The sequence below is a fragment of the Rhizomonospora bruguierae genome, from assembly GCF_018397995.1.
Lineage (GTDB): Bacteria > Actinomycetota > Actinomycetes > Mycobacteriales > Micromonosporaceae > Rhizomonospora > Rhizomonospora bruguierae.
Genome location: NZ_BBQH01000024.1, coordinates 79,156 through 94,570 on the forward strand (window position 1 = coordinate 79,156; position 15,415 = coordinate 94,570).

The 15,415-nt window shown below is 70.1% G+C and carries 16 protein-coding genes and 1 pseudogene; 8 read left to right on the forward strand and 9 right to left on the reverse strand.

Annotation, left to right across the window (positions count from 1 at the left end; all coding sequences use genetic code 11):
• Positions 1-133: 133 nt before the first annotated feature.
• Positions 134-1,387, forward strand: a complete 1,254-nt coding sequence (locus KJS59_RS13975) for a dihydrofolate reductase family protein (protein ID WP_213453301.1) — start codon at positions 134-136, stop codon at positions 1,385-1,387.
• A gap of 13 nt (positions 1,388-1,400) precedes the next feature.
• On the opposite strand, the gene KJS59_RS13980 is transcribed toward KJS59_RS13975, so the two are convergent.
• Both KJS59_RS13980 and KJS59_RS13985 read right to left on the reverse strand, forming a co-directional pair.
• On the reverse strand, positions 1,401-2,117 hold the full coding sequence (locus KJS59_RS13980; protein WP_213453302.1) for a polysaccharide deacetylase family protein: 717 nt from the start codon (positions 2,115-2,117) through the stop codon (positions 1,401-1,403).
• The gene (locus tag KJS59_RS13985) at positions 2,114-2,896 is read right to left on the reverse strand and encodes a glycosyltransferase (protein WP_213453303.1); all 783 of its coding nucleotides are present in this window, start codon (positions 2,894-2,896) and stop codon (positions 2,114-2,116) included. Before KJS59_RS13985 ends, KJS59_RS13980 begins: the two co-directional genes overlap by 4 nt.
• 535 nt (positions 2,897-3,431) lie before the next feature.
• Here KJS59_RS13985 and KJS59_RS13990 point away from each other — a divergent pair.
• The 3 genes from KJS59_RS13990 to KJS59_RS14000 all read left to right on the forward strand — a co-directional run bounded on the left by KJS59_RS13990 (position 3,432) and on the right by KJS59_RS14000 (position 7,155).
• A complete protein-coding gene (locus KJS59_RS13990) occupies positions 3,432-4,760 on the forward strand; it encodes a bifunctional o-acetylhomoserine/o-acetylserine sulfhydrylase (RefSeq protein ID WP_213453304.1) in 1,329 nt (442 codons plus the stop codon).
• 7 nt (positions 4,761-4,767) lie between these two features.
• Positions 4,768-5,898, forward strand: a complete 1,131-nt coding sequence (metX, locus tag KJS59_RS13995; protein ID WP_213453305.1) for a homoserine O-acetyltransferase MetX — start codon at positions 4,768-4,770, stop codon at positions 5,896-5,898.
• 264 nt (positions 5,899-6,162) lie between these two features.
• A complete protein-coding gene (locus tag KJS59_RS14000; RefSeq protein ID WP_213453306.1) occupies positions 6,163-7,155 on the forward strand; it encodes a helix-turn-helix transcriptional regulator in 993 nt (330 codons plus the stop codon).
• A gap of 107 nt (positions 7,156-7,262) precedes the next feature.
• On the opposite strand, the gene KJS59_RS14005 is transcribed toward KJS59_RS14000, so the two are convergent.
• The 4 genes from KJS59_RS14005 to KJS59_RS14020 all read right to left on the reverse strand — a co-directional run bounded on the left by KJS59_RS14005 (position 7,263) and on the right by KJS59_RS14020 (position 10,312).
• On the reverse strand, positions 7,263-8,258 hold the full coding sequence (locus KJS59_RS14005) for a ParB/RepB/Spo0J family partition protein (protein WP_213453307.1): 996 nt from the start codon (positions 8,256-8,258) through the stop codon (positions 7,263-7,265).
• Between the two features lie 80 nt (positions 8,259-8,338).
• Positions 8,339-8,725: a hypothetical protein gene (locus KJS59_RS14010; protein WP_213453308.1), complete on the reverse strand. Its 387-nt coding sequence runs from the start codon at positions 8,723-8,725 to the stop codon at positions 8,339-8,341.
• Between the two features lie 13 nt (positions 8,726-8,738).
• Positions 8,739-8,939, reverse strand: a complete 201-nt coding sequence (locus KJS59_RS14015) for a hypothetical protein (RefSeq protein WP_213453309.1) — start codon at positions 8,937-8,939, stop codon at positions 8,739-8,741.
• Positions 8,940-9,445: 506 nt separating this feature from the next.
• Positions 9,446-10,312: an AraC family transcriptional regulator gene (locus KJS59_RS14020; protein WP_249714103.1), complete on the reverse strand. Its 867-nt coding sequence runs from the start codon at positions 10,310-10,312 to the stop codon at positions 9,446-9,448.
• Positions 10,313-10,511: 199 nt separating this feature from the next.
• On the opposite strand from KJS59_RS14020, the gene KJS59_RS31135 reads away from it, so the two are divergent.
• The 3 genes and pseudogenes from KJS59_RS31135 to KJS59_RS14025 all read left to right on the forward strand — a co-directional run bounded on the left by KJS59_RS31135 (position 10,512) and on the right by KJS59_RS14025 (position 12,172).
• Positions 10,512-10,808, forward strand: a complete 297-nt coding sequence (locus tag KJS59_RS31135; RefSeq protein WP_376771173.1) for an alpha/beta fold hydrolase — start codon at positions 10,512-10,514, stop codon at positions 10,806-10,808.
• Positions 10,691-11,171, forward strand: a pseudogene (locus KJS59_RS32215) (radical SAM protein); the annotation flags it as partial. The gene KJS59_RS31135 and the pseudogene KJS59_RS32215, both read left to right, overlap by 118 nt.
• A 524-nt stretch (positions 11,172-11,695) precedes the next feature.
• Positions 11,696-12,172 carry an RICIN domain-containing protein gene (locus KJS59_RS14025; protein WP_213453310.1) on the forward strand — a complete coding sequence of 159 codons (477 nt, stop codon included), beginning with the start codon at positions 11,696-11,698 and terminating at the stop codon, positions 12,170-12,172.
• 115 nt (positions 12,173-12,287) lie between these two features.
• Here the strand turns inward: KJS59_RS14025 and KJS59_RS14030 are convergent, their stop codons facing one another.
• On the reverse strand, positions 12,288-13,010 hold the full coding sequence (locus KJS59_RS14030) for a DUF2382 domain-containing protein (RefSeq protein ID WP_213453311.1): 723 nt from the start codon (positions 13,008-13,010) through the stop codon (positions 12,288-12,290).
• A gap of 159 nt (positions 13,011-13,169) precedes the next feature.
• Here KJS59_RS14030 and KJS59_RS14035 point away from each other — a divergent pair, with 159 nt between their 5' ends.
• On the forward strand, positions 13,170-13,460 hold the full coding sequence (locus KJS59_RS14035; protein ID WP_213453312.1) for a DUF4190 domain-containing protein: 291 nt from the start codon (positions 13,170-13,172) through the stop codon (positions 13,458-13,460).
• 362 nt (positions 13,461-13,822) lie between these two features.
• On the opposite strand, the gene KJS59_RS14040 is transcribed toward KJS59_RS14035, so the two are convergent.
• Both KJS59_RS14040 and KJS59_RS14045 read right to left on the reverse strand, forming a co-directional pair.
• A complete protein-coding gene (locus KJS59_RS14040; RefSeq protein ID WP_213453313.1) occupies positions 13,823-14,389 on the reverse strand; it encodes an RICIN domain-containing protein in 567 nt (188 codons plus the stop codon).
• A gap of 324 nt (positions 14,390-14,713) precedes the next feature.
• On the reverse strand, positions 14,714-15,271 hold the full coding sequence (locus KJS59_RS14045; protein WP_213453314.1) for an RICIN domain-containing protein: 558 nt from the start codon (positions 15,269-15,271) through the stop codon (positions 14,714-14,716).
• Positions 15,272-15,415: the final 144 nt, after the last annotated feature.

Here is a 15,415-nt window from a genome sequence, read left to right on the forward strand (position 1 = left end):
AACGCGGTTCCGTCCCGCCCGGCGAGCGGAGCCGCGCCCACCGGGGTCACCTGCTGTAATGAGGCGGCATGAGCACGTACAGCGAGGCGGCCAGGGCGCGGCTCGACGCGGCCGCGAGCGACGGAGGGCAGTCATGACAAGCGCCGTCGACGGCAGGCGCCAGGCGATCCTCGCCGCGCTGGAGCAGCTCAACGGCGGGCGGCGAGGGGGTGACGCGGCCCGGCTGGTCGCCGTCGCCTACCGACCGCCGCGGCCCGGCGCCACCCTCGCCGGCATCGGCGGTGCGATCACCGGGCAGACCGCCGCCGAGCTGCTCCAGCACTGCGTCACGCAGGCCCGCCGGCACCCCGGCGTCGTCGCCGTCCAACGCGACCTCGGCGTGGACGCCGTCGCCCTGGCCTGGCAGGACGATGCCCGGCAGATCGTGTGCGGCATGGACCGGTACGGCGACGAGTACCTGGTCGTCCGGCAGCGCGACGCCGGAGGGCACATCGCCCGCGTCGGCGCCGACGCGGCGGCCACGGTGGGCATCCCCGACGAGATCGTCGACCAGCTCGCCGAGCTGGTCTGGCGCCTCTGCGGCCCGGTACCCCCGCCGACGGGCGCCCGCATCCGGGAGGTTTGGCCCACCTCCGGCGCCACCGACCTGGACGACGAAGCTCTGGCGGAGCGGTACGCCCACCCCGCGACCGGGGCCCGGCACGTGCGGCTGCTGATGGTGTCCACCCTGGACGGTGTCGCCGCCGTCGAGGGCGTCTGCGGGCCGATCTCCAGCCCCGGTGACCAGCGGGTCTACCACATCGTCAAGCAGCAGGCCGACCTGCTCATGCTCGGCGCGGCCACCGTCCGCGCCGAGCGGTACGGCCCGAGCCCGCTGTCCCCGACGGTCATCGCCCAGCGACTCGCCCGCGGCCAGCGGCCGTACCCGGCGATCGCGGTCCTCACCCGCAGCATGGATCTCGACCCCGACCTGCCGTTGTTTCAGCCGCACGCCGGGCGTTACGCGCCGCCCCGGCCCATCCTCATCGCCCCGGCCGCCGCGGCCGGCGCCGGCGACCCGCGGCTGGCCGAGCGCGCCGAGATCCTGACCATCGGCGAGCGGGGCGTCGACCTGGAGCGGGCGCTCGCCGTCCTGACCGAGCGCGGGTACCGGCGCATCGTCTGCGAAGGTGGGCCGGCCCTCGCCGGCGAGATGGCCGGGCGCGGTCTGCTCGACGAGCTGTGCCTGACGCTCGCGCCGAAGCTCCTCCTGACCCCGGGACCCCGCATCACCGCGGCCGGCGACGGGGTTCCGCCGGTGGGCACCGAGTGGTATCCCACCCAGTCTCTTATGGACGAACGCGGAAACCTGTTCCTGCGGTACCGACCCGCACGGCCGGCCTCCTGAGTTGTGCGCAGGTCTACGCCTGGTACGCGGGCACACCGAGCAGTTCGTCCACCGTCACGAACCGGTAGCCTCGGGCCGTCAGCCCCTCGATCGTCTCGCGCACCGCGACAACCGTCTCGGCGCGGTTGCCGCCCCGGCCGTCGAACCCGTCGTGGAAGATGAGGATCGAGCCGGGACGCGTCTTGGCGATGGCGCGGCGGGCCATCCGGACGCCGGACGGCTGAAACACCTCCAGCGCATGGCCGAACTCCCCGGCGATCGGGTGCAGGCCGCGTCGACGCAGCATCCGTAGTAGGGCCGGCTGGCGCCACAGCCAGGGTGTGCGGGCCAGCGCCGGAGTCCGGCCGGTAACCCGCGCCAGGATGCGTTGGCTCCGCTCGACCTCCCGCTCGTACGCCCTCGGCCGCAGGTACGTGCTGAACCGGTGGCTCAGCGAATGGTTGCCCAGCACGTGACCGGCGTCGATCGCGCGTACGGCGACCCCGGGGTGGCGCTCGACGCACTGTCCGACGTGGAAGAACGTCGCCCGGATGCCGTGCGCCGCCAGGACGTCGAGGATCTGCGAGGTGTACGGCTCGTTCGGGCCGTCGTCGAAGGTCAGCGCCACCACCCGTTCGGCGGCCGGGCCGTGGTAGGGGTAGTCGCGCGAAGACGGGGCGAACGGCGACATCAGCAGCCAGTACGCCGCGCCGAGCGCGACCAGCGGTACCAGCACCGCCAGGACGATCACCGGTTCGCCTCGCGGCCGGTCGCCGGGGTTGCCTCGAACGCCCCGGCGTAGTCGCGGAACGCCGGTGCCGATCCGAGTATGGGTCGCCCCGCGATCCGGTTCAGGGCGTAGGTCAGCAGGTAGTGCACAGGCAGGGTCACGAACAGGTTGTACGCGAGCCCCCGGGTGAGCCTGCGGCCCGACGTGTACGTCGGGTTGTCGTGGTCGTAGACGACCCGGCCCTTCTTCCGCAGCCGGCGCAGCTGGTCGAGCTCGTCGCCGCCCTGCGTCAGGCTGGTGTCGTAACCCGTCCAGACCTCGCGGCGAAAGGCGATGTTCGTCGCGCTCGCGTACACGGCGCGGCCGGTCAGCCGGTAGACGCCGTTGACCACGGCGAACAGCATCCGGCCGTAGAGCCGCCCCCACCGGGGGCCGTCGGCGTATCGGCAGGGGCCGACGACCGCGACGGTGCGCCCATCGCCGCGAAAGCGCGCGTCGATGCGGCTGAGCCAGTCGCGGCCGTAGACCGTATCGGCGTCGGCCGAGACGACGATCTCGCCACGCGCCGCCTCCGTGCCGCGTTGGCGGGCGTTGCACACCCCGGGCACCGGCTCGACGACGACCCGCGCGCCGAGGTCGCGAGCGATGCCCGCGGTGTCGTCCGTGCAGTTGTTGTCGACCACGATGACCTCGCACACCCCGTCGAAGTCCTGCTTGCGCAGGGAGAGGAGAGCGTCGGTGAGGTAGCCAGCCTCGTTGAAGCAGGGAATGACGATGCTGAACCTGGGCGTCTCTGGCATGCGCATCAGTCTTGAGCGGTGGATCAGCCGGGACGATCCGGAACTCCCCCGATTTCAACCGGGGGCTATCCCCCCAAGGCGCATCGGCCTTCCCCTAAGCGGTGTGGGTGCGGATGCTCGCACCGTGCGCCGGTGGGACGCCCCGGCGCCCTCGCCGGTGCCGATCCCACTATTCGAGACGGCGGCCGCTGAATTCCTGGTCCGCGGCCGGCTGCTATGATCTTGCTAGTCGAGAAGTTCAGCGGGGCCGACCCCCGACACCAGCGGAGTTCGCACATGTCGCACGCACGGGCACCCCATCTGTGGATGCGCCTCCGCTGGCGGCGCCACGTCGATCTGATGCGCGTCTCCAGCGCGCTCTGTCGCGCCTGATCCAGGCGTCCCCGACGAGCGAAGAGGTTCCACCTCAGCTGGCCGCCGCCGGTCCATCCGGCTTTCGGCCACCGCGGGCGCGCCACTCCGTCCGGCCGGTTCAGGCCGGTGATTCCGTCCCGCACGTCGCCGCACGGCGCGACCGGCCCCAAGGAGATATGAGATGAGCAGCACCCCCGAGTCCGCGCCGACACCGGCGCCGAACACCTGGTCGTTCGAGACGTTGCAGGTGCATGCCGGCGCGGTCGCCGACCCGACGACCGGCGCGCGGGCGACGCCGATCTACCAGACGACCTCGTACGTCTTCCGCGACGCCGACCACGCGGCCGGGCTGTTCGCCCTGGCCGAGCCGGGCTACATCTACACCCGGATCAACAACCCGACGCAGGACGTCCTGGAGCAGCGGCTCGCCGCGCTCGAAGGCGGTGTCGCGGCGCTCGCGGTGGCTTCCGGCCAGTCCGCGGAGACCATGGCGCTGCTCAACCTGGCCGGCGCCGGCGACCACCTGGTGTCCAGCGCGAGCCTGTACGGCGGCACCTACAACCTGTTCCGGCACACCCTGGCCAAGCTCGGCATCCAGGTCAGCTTCGTCGAGGACCCGGACGACGTCGAGGCCTGGCGGGCCGCGGTCCGGCCCAACACGAAGGCGTTCTTCGCCGAGTCGATCGGCAACCCGCGCAGCAATGTGCTGGACGTGCGGGCGGTCGCCGACGTGGCGCACGAGGCCGGGGTCCCGCTGATCGTGGACAACACCATCGCCACGCCGTTCCTGCTGCGCCCGCTGGAGCACGGCGCGGACGTGGTGATCCACTCGGCGACCAAGTACCTCGGCGGCCACGGCACCGCCATCGGCGGTGTGATCGTCGACGGCGGCAGCTTCGACTTCTCCGCCCACCCGAAGCGGTTTCCCGACTTCGTCGAGCCGGACCCCAGCTACAACGGGCTGCGCTACTGGCCGGCGCTGGGCCCCGGCGCGTACGCGGTCAAGCTGCGGGTGCAGTTGCTGCGCGACCTCGGCCCGGCGATCTCCCCGTTCTCGGCGTTCCTGCTGATCCAGGGCATCGAGACCCTGTCGCTGCGGATGGAGCGGCACGTCGCCAACGCCCGGGCGGTCGCCGAGTGGCTGGCGCGGCATGACGACGTGAGCGAGGTGCACTATGCCGGCCTACCGTCCAGCCCCTGGCACGAGCGGGCCGGCCGGTACCTGCCCCGCGGGGCCGGCGGCATCGTCACCTTCGAACTGACGGGCGGGATCGAGGCAGGTAAGACCTTCGTGAAGGCCCTGAAGCTGCACTCGCACGTGGCGAACATCGGCGACGTGCGGTCGCTCGTGATCCACCCGGCGTCCACCACGCACGCCCAGCTCACCGACGAGGCCCGCCGGGCGGCCGGCGTCACCCCGGGCCTGATCCGACTCGCCGTCGGGATCGAACACATCGACGACATCGTGGCTGACCTGGAGGTCGGGTTCATCGCCGCCAAGGATGGCTGACCACCCGATGGGTCTCACCTCGTTGCGTGCCGGGACCGGTCGGCTGACCGGTCCCGGCACCGGTCATGTCTCCGGTCGCCGGTACGCCGACATCGGTGGCCTGACCCTGGAGTCCGGGCGGGTGCTGCCCGGCGTCCGGATGGCCTACCAGACCTGGGGCACGCTGAACGCCACCGCCGACAACGCCGTGCTGGTGTTGCACGCGCTGACCGGCGACTCGCACGTGGTCGGCCCGGCGGGCCCCGACCAACCGACGCCCGGCTGGTGGGACGGGCTGATCGGGCCCGGCGCGCCGCTGGACGACAGCCGGTACCTCGTCGTCGCGGCGAACGTCCTCGGCGGTTGTCGCGGCAGCACCGGCCCGGCCACGCCCGCGCCGGACGGCCGCCCGTGGGGTTCCCGCTTTCCCCGGGTGACCGTGCGGGACCAGGTGGCGGCCGAAGCGGCCCTGGCCGACGCGCTCGGCATCCGGGCCTTCGCCGCGGTGGTGGGCGGCTCGATGGGCGGCATGCGGGCCGTGGAATGGGCCATCATGTATCCCGACCGGGTCCGCCGGTGCATCGCCATCGCCACCACCCCGTCCTTCTCCGGCGACCAGATCGCCTGGAGCGCGCCGCAACTGGCCGCCATCCGCAGCGACCCGAACTTCCGCGGCGGCGACTACTACGACGACGCGCCGCCGCTGGCCGGAATGGCGATCGCCCGCCAGATCGCCCACATCACCTACCGGTCGGCGCGCGAGTTGAACGAACGGTTCGGCCGGGCCGCCCAGGAAGGGGAGGACCCGGCCGACGGTGGCCGGTTCGCCGTGCAGTCGTACCTCGACCACCACGGCGACAAGCTCGGCCGCCGCTTCGACCCGAACTCCTATCTGGTGCTGAGCGAGTCGATGAACTCGCACGACATCGGCCGGGGGCGCGGTGGGACGCGGGCGGCGCTGGCAACGATCCGCGCCGAGCTCACCGTCGCCGTGGTCGACTCCGACCGGCTGTTCCCGCCCGACGAGGGGGCGGTGCTGGCCACCGCGCCCGCCGCCCGGCCGCTGGTCACCATCCGCTCCGACTACGGCCACGACGGCTTTCTGATCGAGGCCGAGCAGGTCGCGGCGGTGGTCCGGGGAGCGGTTGAACCCGGCTGAGGGTCGGCTGGCCACCCGAAATTTCGGAGTATTCACACTCTGCTGTTGTCCCAGGTTCTGGAGCCGTCGCGTTACCGCAAAGCCACTTTCGCTGGGTATATTCCGTCCGATCGAGGAGTCTGCGGTGAGCCTGGCGTGCGCTGGTGGCGCCGGCCCGGTGGCAGGCGTTGACGGTCCCGAACCGGGGAGGTGGGGCGCAGCGCGGGCTGAGCGGTGGGCCTGCCACCATACCTAGATCAATTTAAGCGGTCACGGGGGCCCCGTATGCTCGAAGTTCTCGGTATCGACGCCGTCAGTGAACTCGTGTATAGATCGATTCTCGCCAATCCAAATTGGGGCGTGGTGGAACTGTCCGGCAACCTCTGCCTGGACGAGCGCGAGGTGCGCTTGGCGCTCGATCGGCTTTTCGAGATGACCCTGCTGCGTCAGTCTCTCGACCGACCGGGGCACTTCCGGCCGGTCAGCCCCGAGGTCGGACTCCGTGCCCTGGTCGCCCGGCACGAGGCGGAGATCGCCGCCCGCCAGCGCGAGATCGCCAAGAGCGAGGCCGCGATCGCCGAGATCGTGGCCCTGCACGTCGCCCGATCTTCCGGCGCCTCCGAAGTCGCCCGGGACGGCATGGAACGCATCGTCAGCATGGACGCCATCCACGCGCGCCTCGAGGAACTCACCGAGAGCGTGCGGGAAGAGATCGCCTGCTTCACGCCGGGCCCGGCGCGGAACGAGGAGACGCTGGAGGCGGGCCGGCGCAATGACGCCAGGCTGCTGGAACGCGGGATCAAAATACGGGACCTGGTTCAGGACAGCTGCCGCAACCATCCGGCCACGTTCGCGCATTTCAAGTGGCTGACCGACGCCGGCGCCGAGGTGCGCACGATCCCGGCGGTCCCGTCCCGCCTCATCCTCATCGACGGGCAGACCGCAATGGTGCCGATCAACCCGGAGAACAGCCGCGACGGGATCCTGCTTTTATCCGGAACGGGGGCGATCGCCGGATTAATGGCCCTCTTCGAGCAGACCTGGTCGGTGGCGACGCCGCTGACCCGCCTGCGGCAGCGGGATTCCCAGGGGCTGACCTCCCAGGGAAAGGAGCTGCTTCGGCTGCTGGCCGCGGGCCTGACCGACGAGGCCGCCGCCAAGCGGTTGGGCGTGTCCGAGCGTACGGCGCGCCGGTTGATGGCCGAGCTTATGGAGCGGCTCGGGGCCCGCAGCCGCTTCGAAGCCGGCTTGAAGGCCAAGCAGGCCGGGTGGCTCTGACGGCGCGGGTGCCCGATCCGCGCACCGGGTCCGAACCCTTCCTCCGGTTCGCAGCGGGAGGAGCGGGCCGGCCGCCGGGCCGTCGCGGCCAGCGTCGCACCTACCGCTCAGCTCGCCCGCGCGATCTGGTCCCTGAGGTCGGCCGCGAACCGGGACCACCGGCGAGCGCACTCCTCCGCCAGGTCGGCGACGAGGTAGGTGGTGTGCGGCGGCAGCTCCCGCATGATGCCCTGCCATTCCTGGCTCCGCAGAAAGCGTAACGACAGCCAGCGCAGCATCACCCGACCGGAGTCGGTGTAGCGCAGCGCCGGGTCGCGGCTGAGCACCTCGAGCGCCGACTTCGGGTCGGGCGGGTCGCACGGCACCCGCTGCAGCACCAGCTTGGGCGGTACCCGGGCGGGCAGGTTCGCCGGCTCGTTGGCGACCATCGCCGAGCCAGCCGAGCCAGCCGAGCCAGCCGAGCCAGCCGAGCCGGCCTGGGGGACCGAGGCGGCCGGCGCCGCCGGCGCCAACGACTCGACGGGCAGCCGCTGCCGGACATTCCGGACGGTCGCCGGCGAGACCCCCGCCTCCCGGGCGATCTGACGCAGCGAGGCGTCGGGCGAGCGCTCGATCAGCTCCCGGACTCGCTGCCGCCCGGCGGCGCCGTCGACCGGGCGGATCCGGCCGTCGCGGCCCATCCTGCGCTCGGTCGCGGCCCCTCCGGCCGGCATCTGCGCCCGGATTCCGGCGACGCTCGCCGCGCTCAGGCCCGCGGTCACCGCGATCGCGCGGTCCGACCAGTGTGGATTGTCGGTGATCAGGCGACCGGCCGCGGCGACCCGTTCGGCGTACGTCAGCGGCAGGCCGTGTGCGACGTTCACGCGGACCGCGGCCGCGAACGCCTCCCGCGCGGAACCGTCGAAGTACCGCACCTCGATGGCCGTCTCGCCGCGCATCCGGGCGGCGCTGACCCGGTGCGTCCCGTCGATGATCCGCATGGTCGGCCGGTGGACGAGGATGGGCGGCAGTGGCACCTCGGACTCCATCAGCATCCGGGTGTGGTTGACGTCCTCGCGGATGTGGCGCGGCGAGACGGCCGGGAGCAGCCTGTCGATGGGCACCGTCGATACTTCGCCGTCCGAGGGGTAGGGGGTACTCACTCGCATACGAGCGACTCCTTGCTCGCGGTGGCCATGGCAGGTCAGGGGCTTGGTGGATCATTTCGGTGTGGCGCGGGGTGCGGATCGCGCCAGTCAGGCGGCGCGGGCTCGGCGTCCGTCGTCTCGTGCGGTTCGGGCACGACCTGCGTCCGCACCGGGTCGCTGCTGAGGGACCAGCCATCGAAAGCGGTACCGGGGCCGATGGCGCGTTGCACGATCGCCAGCGCGCAGGTGGCCGCCAGGCTCGGTGAGGAGGTGACATGGAAGAACCCGACGTCGATGCTCAGGGCTCCTGGCCGGGCGCTGATGTGCTCGATCTCGTCGGTCTTCCCGGCGGCTTCCCAGAGCAGACGGGCGATCGTCGGTGCGGTCAGCTCCTGGGCCCGCGCCGCGTCGGCGCGGACAAGCGTCAGGATTGACAGATACATCCACCGGCTTCTCTCAGGCTGGCCGGGCGGTGCCGGCTTCCGGCGCGTTCTTGCCGGCGGATTCCCAGGTCATGTCGCCCGCTACCGCCGACGGGGAGGGCGCAGCGGTGTGCGCGGGGTTGACGAAGGCCATCATGAACAATGCGAGCGCCGGAATAAGGATGGCGGTGGCAATTGCGGTGGGCGCGGCAACGACGCGGTTACGACCGAGCATGATTGACTCCCGAAATCGATGGGGATTCGGTGTGGGATGTTTCCCGCTGCCTATTACATTCGCGATCGTCGGGCCCGGCGGGAAGAGTTGATCGCTGTCCGGAACCGGCCATCGCCGGGTCCGTCCACCTCGGCGGCGCGGTCGCCAGTGGCGCCGCCGCCCCAAGCGCAGGCCGATGAGCAGGTAATTCGCACCGAGGTACCGGTCTCCCCCCGCCGCGGGCCGTATCGACCCGGCGAGCCGGGGCGGTTGCCTGCCGTGCGCTCCCTCAGGGTGAGGCGGCAATGCCGCAGGGCGTACCGCCGACCGGGGATCGGGCAACACTTCCGGCGTGCAGACCATTACCTGCTACGTAATCGACAGCGCGTCCAGGCGCGGGAACCACCTGTTCCAGGGGCGGCGACAAAGCGTCCCCACTTCAGGGAGGTGAGGAGCGAAGCCGTTTGCTCGCGCCGTGAATGGGACTCGTCCGACCGCTCGCCGGTCGCTGGCGGCCGAAACGGATGTCAGGCGCTTCGCCGCCCGCGAGGGTTCCGCGGTCCGGGCCAGCCCCAGGCGATGTCGTCGACCGCGAGAAATGGTTCGTTGACCACCGTGGTGGGGGTCAGGCCGGTGAACGCCACGACGTCCCGGTGTAGGTGGGACTGGTCGGTGTAACCGCCGTCGGCCGCGGCTGCGGTCGCGTCCTGCCCCGCGACCAGGCGATGGACCGCGTGGTCGAAGCGGACCAGCTTCGCGGCGCGCTTGGGCGGCAGGCCGAGCTGTGACCGGAACCGGGACCACAGGCGTTTGCGGCTCCAGCCGAGTTCGTCGGCCAGGCGTTCGATCCGGACGGTGCCACGGCCGGCGACGATTCGACGCCAGGCCCAGGCCACCTCCGGGGCGACCGGCGCCGCCGCCGCGCAGCGACCGGCAAGCCACGCGTCGATCCACGCGAAGCGGTCCTCCCACGAGGGCAGGTCGCCCAGGTGGCCGCTGACCCGTGCCGCCTCCCGGCCGCACAGGTCGTCGAGCGTCACCGCGGCGTCACCCAGGTCGGTGGTACCCAGAACCGCGTGTGCGACCACCGGAGACAAGCGCACCTGCAGGGCCTCGAAGGCGTCCGTCCGCAGTGCGCGCAGGGCGTCGCCGAAGCCGAGGCCGGTGGCGAAACTGCCCTGATGCCGACGCCCGGTGGCGTCCTCCACGGCAATCGCGCCGCCGAACACCAGAACCAGGGTCACGCTCGGGTGCGGGATCAACCGGAGGCCGGGCGGGGTGACGCCACGGTCACGGAACCCGGCCATGGCGACCCCGGGCACGCTGCTGGGTCGGTTTGGGCAGGTGATGTCCCACAACACGGCGTCGTCCCGTGCCGGCAAGTCCCGCCCCATTCCGCCATGCTACGCACGCCGGTCGGAACATTTGTCCAAGCCATCGGCGCACACCGGCGGTGACAGTGCACGCATGACTGGTTTCAACGACAAGTCCCTGTACGGCGGCGAGATCCATGTGTGCCAGGACGGCCCGCGTGACGCCCCAGCGCTCCTGCTCATCCACGGGACCGCCGCGTCGGCCCGCTCGTGGGATCCGATGGTTCCGCTGTTGACCGGATCCCATCGCGTCATCCGGGTCGACCTGCTCGGGTGCGGCCAGTCGGCCAAACCGGACGGCGCGAGCTATGCGCTCCCGGGCCAGGCACGCGCCCGGCAGGGGCGGGCAGGGCCGTGCGGCTGCCCCGACACGACGTGCGGGAGCGGCCCTTCATCGTCATCTGGGAGGCCACGCAGGCGTGCCCGCTGGCCTGCCTGCACTGCCGCGCCTCGGCTGCGGCGCGTCCGCGTACCCGGCGTCGACCACCTTGTACAGCTGCAGGGCTCCGGCGGGTAGCAGCGTGGCGAACGACATCCAGGCCAGGCCCAGGTTGAGCGACCAGAACGACACCGCGGCCAGCCGCTACGCGACCCCGCCGAACTCGACACGGAGGCGGCCACCACGCTCATGGCGCAGGTGGCGGCCTTCGGCCGTCCGGCGTCGCTGTTCGTGATCACCGGTGGTGACCCGTTCCAGCGCCCGGACCTGGCGGAGCTGGTGCGCCGGGGCACCGGGCTGGGCCTGCCGGTCTCCGTGTCGCCCTCCGGCACCCCGACCCTCACCCGGGCCGCGCTGGTCGGCCTCCGGGAGGCCGGTGCCCGGGCCATCTCGCTGAGCGTGGACGCGGCCACCCCCGCCGGGCACGACGGGTTCCGGGGCGGTGCAACGGCCTGCTACGGACTGAGCGTCCGTAGAATAAATAAGATCACTAGTAATAACCAGTGCCCTTGGTCAAATCACACGGGGGCCCAGCGGACCCCCTTGTGGCTCCTTGCGTCGCTGGATCTTGGGCGGAGGTGGCGTCCGGATGCGGCCCCGTTCCTTCGCCCAGCGGCCAGGTGGCCGCTCCCGGATCGGGATCGTGCCGCGCGCGCCTGGACGGTCGGCAATTTAGCCGAAAGGCGTCGGGTAAACCGCGTTGACCGCAGGTGAATGCGCAGCTGGGGTGCGGCGGAACGCCGACGGCGCGGCTGTGGACCCGGGTCAGGTTCGGTTCCGTCGGTCCGGAACGGATGGGGATGAACGGACCGGGGTCGTGGCTCGTCGTCCCTCGTGAGCCGCACGGTGCGTGCTGTGCGGAGAGGTTCTAGCGTGTCCGCGAGGGTGGGAAGGATTGGTAACTGTCGGGTATCAACGACGGCGGCGGCCTGCGGCGGTCGCGGCGGTCGGGATGGCTGGCTCGGTTGTTGGTCGCCGTCGGTGTGCTCGCCGGGGCGGTCCTGGTCTCCGCGTCTCCGGCACAGGCATACGTCGGTCCGAACCTGCTGCGCAACTGGGCGACCGGCCGCTGCCTGGACAGCAACCGAAACGGCAATATCTACACGTCGCCGTGCGACGTCGGCCGCGGAAACCGGTTCCAGCTGTGGCAACCGGAGAAAATCGGCCAACAGGACCATGACGCGATCCGGTTGAAGAACGTTGAGACCGGTATGTGTGTCAGTTGGGGGCAGTGGCTCAATGGCCCCGGCAGGGGCTACGCCTACACACGTACCGACTGTTCGCATGCGTTCGGAGACTGGGAGGCGGAAGGAACAAGCTGGACGATGGTGCGATTCAGGGCGACCACTAACAACCAGTGTCTCGACAGCAATAGCGATGGTGCCGTCTACTACCTTCCGTGCAACACCGGTGGTTACCAAAAGTGGCGGTTGGGCTACTAGTTCCGTACCAGTGGTGTCCGAGCCCTATCGTTTCTCCTGAGCACGCAACGGCGAATGCCGCTGCTGACACGCCCAAGGGCAGCCGCGCGTGCGCGGCTGCCCTTGGCGGTCGGTGTTACCGGCCCTCGTCGTCCCGCAGACCGTCGGCGTCGATGCGTTCCTTGCGCACCTGGCCGCTGACCGGCTCGTCCTGGGTAATCTCGTCCGTGGCCAGCCGGACTCGTTCCACCGGGACGGTCTCCTTGTTCATCACCGGACGTTCCTCGTGGCGCACGACCTCGCGATCGTCGTCCGACATCTCCGATGACATTCCCCGGCCGCGGTCGGTGATCGGCTCGCGCTCCAGGTGCACCTTCTCCTTGCGTACCGGCACCGTCTGCTGCTGTTCCTCGGTTACCACGTACTTGCGCAGGTGCACCCGGCCGGATTCGACACGCTCCTGACCGACGTGCATCCGCTCCTCCGAGCGGACCATCGCGTCGTCGGGGCGGGGCATGTGCGTGCCCGATGGCATCGACGGCTGCGCCAGACCGTAGAACTCGCACATCTTGGCTTCGTCCTGCTCCGACAGGTGGCCGGCGCTCACCGGGTCGACGTTGGGCGCGTTGGAGATCTGGTCCTTGCTGAACGGCACCACGACCTCGCTGCCGCGCAGTTCCGCCGGCTCCAGCGGGACGAAGCTCTCCCGCGATCCGAACTTGCCGGTCTGTACGGTCATCCACTCGGGCTCGCCGGTGCGATCATCCACGTACACGTGCCCGATCGTGCCGATCCTGTCGTGTGAACCGTCGTATGCGGTGTTGCCGAGCAGGTTCGGGATTGCTTCTCTGGCGATCATCGCTCGCCCCCTTCGACACCTCTCGTGATCGCTACCCATTCGGCAATACCCCGCCGCCGCACAAATACGCCGCGAGTCCGGCGCACCGAAGGGGTTTCCCGCTTCGTCTTCCGGAGATAACCGCCGTGACGGCGAAAATCTCATGGGAGGTTGTGTCAGATGTCGAGCCCTGTGAACAGGACCGCCCCGGCCGTACCCAGCAGTACCGGTGCCAGCGCATTCGGCGTCGCGTCACTCGTCATGGGCATTGTCGGCATCTTCGTCCTGAATGTCATTCTCGGTCCGTTGGCCATCATCTTCGGCGCGGTCGGCCTCAACCGGGCGAACCACGCCGGTGGTCGGGGCAGGGGGGTCTCGATCGCCGGCATCGTGCTGGGCGTCGTCGCCCTGGCGGTGTTCGCCATCCTGCTCGCCACGGCAGCCCACCGAGGCTTCGTCTGGCACGTCTGACTCGGCGGCCCGTGGCGCGTCATGCGGCTCTTCTGTGGCGTGGGCAGTCTGGTGGGGCAGGGTTAGGCTGGACGGGCCCCAGGTCCGGCCACGCCTTGCCGAAGCCGCCACGGGCCAGGACCTCGTTGACCCGGTCGCCGGCCCTCTGTTGCAGCGAGACGGCTCGCTGAAAGAAGGGCGCCGCGGCCGGGTCGTCTCCCAACCGGGCGTGGCGGGGACCTTTCGGTACCCGCCACGCCCGTCCAACGGATTGTGCTTACCGCGACATCCGGTGTGGCCCGGACCGGTGCGCCAGCAGCCTCACACGCGCTCCCACATCCTTCACCGAGAAACGATAGGGCCCGGGCGCCACCCGTACGGGACTAGTAGCCCAACCGCCACTTTTGGTAACCACCGGAGTTGCAGTTAAGGTAGTAGACTTCGCCAGCGCTGTTGCTGTCGAGGCAAAAACCTATATTGACGTCTCTGAATTGTACCATCGTCCAGCTTGTGCCCCACGCCTCCCAGAATCCGAGCGCCTGATCACAGTCGGCGCGTGTGTAGATCCAGCCTCTGCCGGGGATCAGGTAAGCCCACTTCCCCCAACTGATACACATGCCAGTCTCGACGTTCTTCAACTGGACCAGGTCATGGCTCATGTAGCCGAAGTAAACCGGTTGCCACAGTTGGAACCGGTTTCCGCGGCTGGCGTCGCACGGTGACGTGTAGACGTCGCCGTTTCGGTTGCTGTCGAGGCAGCGGCCGGTGGCCCAGTTACGCAGCAGGTCCGGACCGACGTATGCCTGTGCCGGAGACGCGGAGACCAGGACCGCCCCGGCGAGCACACCGAGGGCGACCAGCAAACGAGCCAGCCAGTGTCCCGACCGCTCCGACCGCCCCGACCGCCACGGCCGTCGCGGGCCGCCGTCGTCGTCGTTGATACCCGACATGTACTAATCCTTCCTGCCCTCGCGGGCACGCTAGAACCTCTCCGCACAACCCGCCGCTGAACGACCGAGATCGACACGGCACGCACCGTGCGGCTCACGAGGGACGACGAGCCACGACCCCGGTCCGTTCATCCCAACCCGTTTCCAACCGACGAAACGAACCTGACCGACGGGCCGCCGGCGTTCCGGTGCCGATGAGATCCGCCGATGGCTTAAGCTGTCGGGTGTCGAACAGAGCGATGTAACTGTCCGCGGTCGCGCCGCCACGTCTAGAAACGATAAAGATGCCGCATCCCCTACGACACGGGCGCCGCCTGTACGGGATTAGTAGCCCAACCGCCACTTTTGGTAACCACCGGCGTTGCAGTTAAGGTAGTAGACGTCGCCGGCGCCATTGCTGTCGAGGCAATATTCATTCAAGGGCAAGACGAATTGCACCATCGTCCAGTTTGTGCCCCACGCCTCCCAGTCTCCGGAGCTCCAATCGCAGTCGGCGCGTGTGTAGATCTGGCCCCTGTTAGGGGCCGGGTAAACCCACATCCCCCGACTGAGACACATGCCGGTCTCGACGTTCTTCAACAGGACCAGGTCGGGTCTCTCCGGGCTCAGCTTGCCCCGGTAAATCGGTTGCCAGAGCTGGTACCGGTTTCTGCGGCTGGCGTCGCACGGTAACGTGTAGACGTCGCCGTTTCGGTTGCTGTCCAGGCAGCGGCCGGTGGCCCAGTTACGCAGCAGGTCCGGACCGACGTATGCCTGTGCCGGAGACGCGGAAACCAGGACCGCCCCGGCGAGCACACCGAGGGCGACCAACAAACGAGCCAGCCAGTGCCCCGACCGCCACGACCGCCGCAGGCCACCACCATCGTCGTTGATACCCGACATGTACCCAACCTTTCCCACCCTCGCGGGCACTAGAGCCTCTCCGCGCAGCACGCACTGCGCGGCTCAGGAGGGACGACGAGCCACGACCCTGGTCCGTTCATCCCGATCCGTTCCGGACCGACCGAGCCGAACCTGACCCGGGTC

Bases quoted from the DNA above. Each gene is read 5' to 3' on its own strand.
- KJS59_RS14030 (WP_213453311.1), bottom strand. From the start codon at position 13,010: ATGATCGCCAGAGAAGCAATCCCGAACCTGCTCGGCAACACCGCATAC.
- KJS59_RS31135 (WP_376771173.1), top strand. From the start codon at position 10,512: ATGGTTCCGCTGTTGACCGGATCCCATCGCGTCATCCGGGTCGACCTG.
- KJS59_RS13990 (WP_213453304.1), top strand. From the start codon at position 3,432: ATGAGCAGCACCCCCGAGTCCGCGCCGACACCGGCGCCGAACACCTGG.
- KJS59_RS14020 (WP_249714103.1), bottom strand. From the start codon at position 10,312: ATGGGGCGGGACTTGCCGGCACGGGACGACGCCGTGTTGTGGGACATC.
- KJS59_RS14045 (WP_213453314.1), bottom strand. From the start codon at position 15,271: ATGTCGGGTATCAACGACGATGGTGGTGGCCTGCGGCGGTCGTGGCGG.
- KJS59_RS14015 (WP_213453309.1), bottom strand. From the start codon at position 8,939: ATGCTCGGTCGTAACCGCGTCGTTGCCGCGCCCACCGCAATTGCCACC.
- KJS59_RS14035 (WP_213453312.1), top strand. From the start codon at position 13,170: ATGTCGAGCCCTGTGAACAGGACCGCCCCGGCCGTACCCAGCAGTACC.
- KJS59_RS13985 (WP_213453303.1), bottom strand. From the start codon at position 2,896: ATGCCAGAGACGCCCAGGTTCAGCATCGTCATTCCCTGCTTCAACGAG.
- KJS59_RS14010 (WP_213453308.1), bottom strand. From the start codon at position 8,725: ATGTATCTGTCAATCCTGACGCTTGTCCGCGCCGACGCGGCGCGGGCC.
- KJS59_RS14040 (WP_213453313.1), bottom strand. From the start codon at position 14,389: ATGTCGGGTATCAACGACGACGACGGCGGCCCGCGACGGCCGTGGCGG.
- KJS59_RS13975 (WP_213453301.1), top strand. From the start codon at position 134: ATGACAAGCGCCGTCGACGGCAGGCGCCAGGCGATCCTCGCCGCGCTG.
- KJS59_RS14000 (WP_213453306.1), top strand. From the start codon at position 6,163: ATGCTCGAAGTTCTCGGTATCGACGCCGTCAGTGAACTCGTGTATAGA.
- metX (WP_213453305.1), top strand. From the start codon at position 4,768: ATGGGTCTCACCTCGTTGCGTGCCGGGACCGGTCGGCTGACCGGTCCC.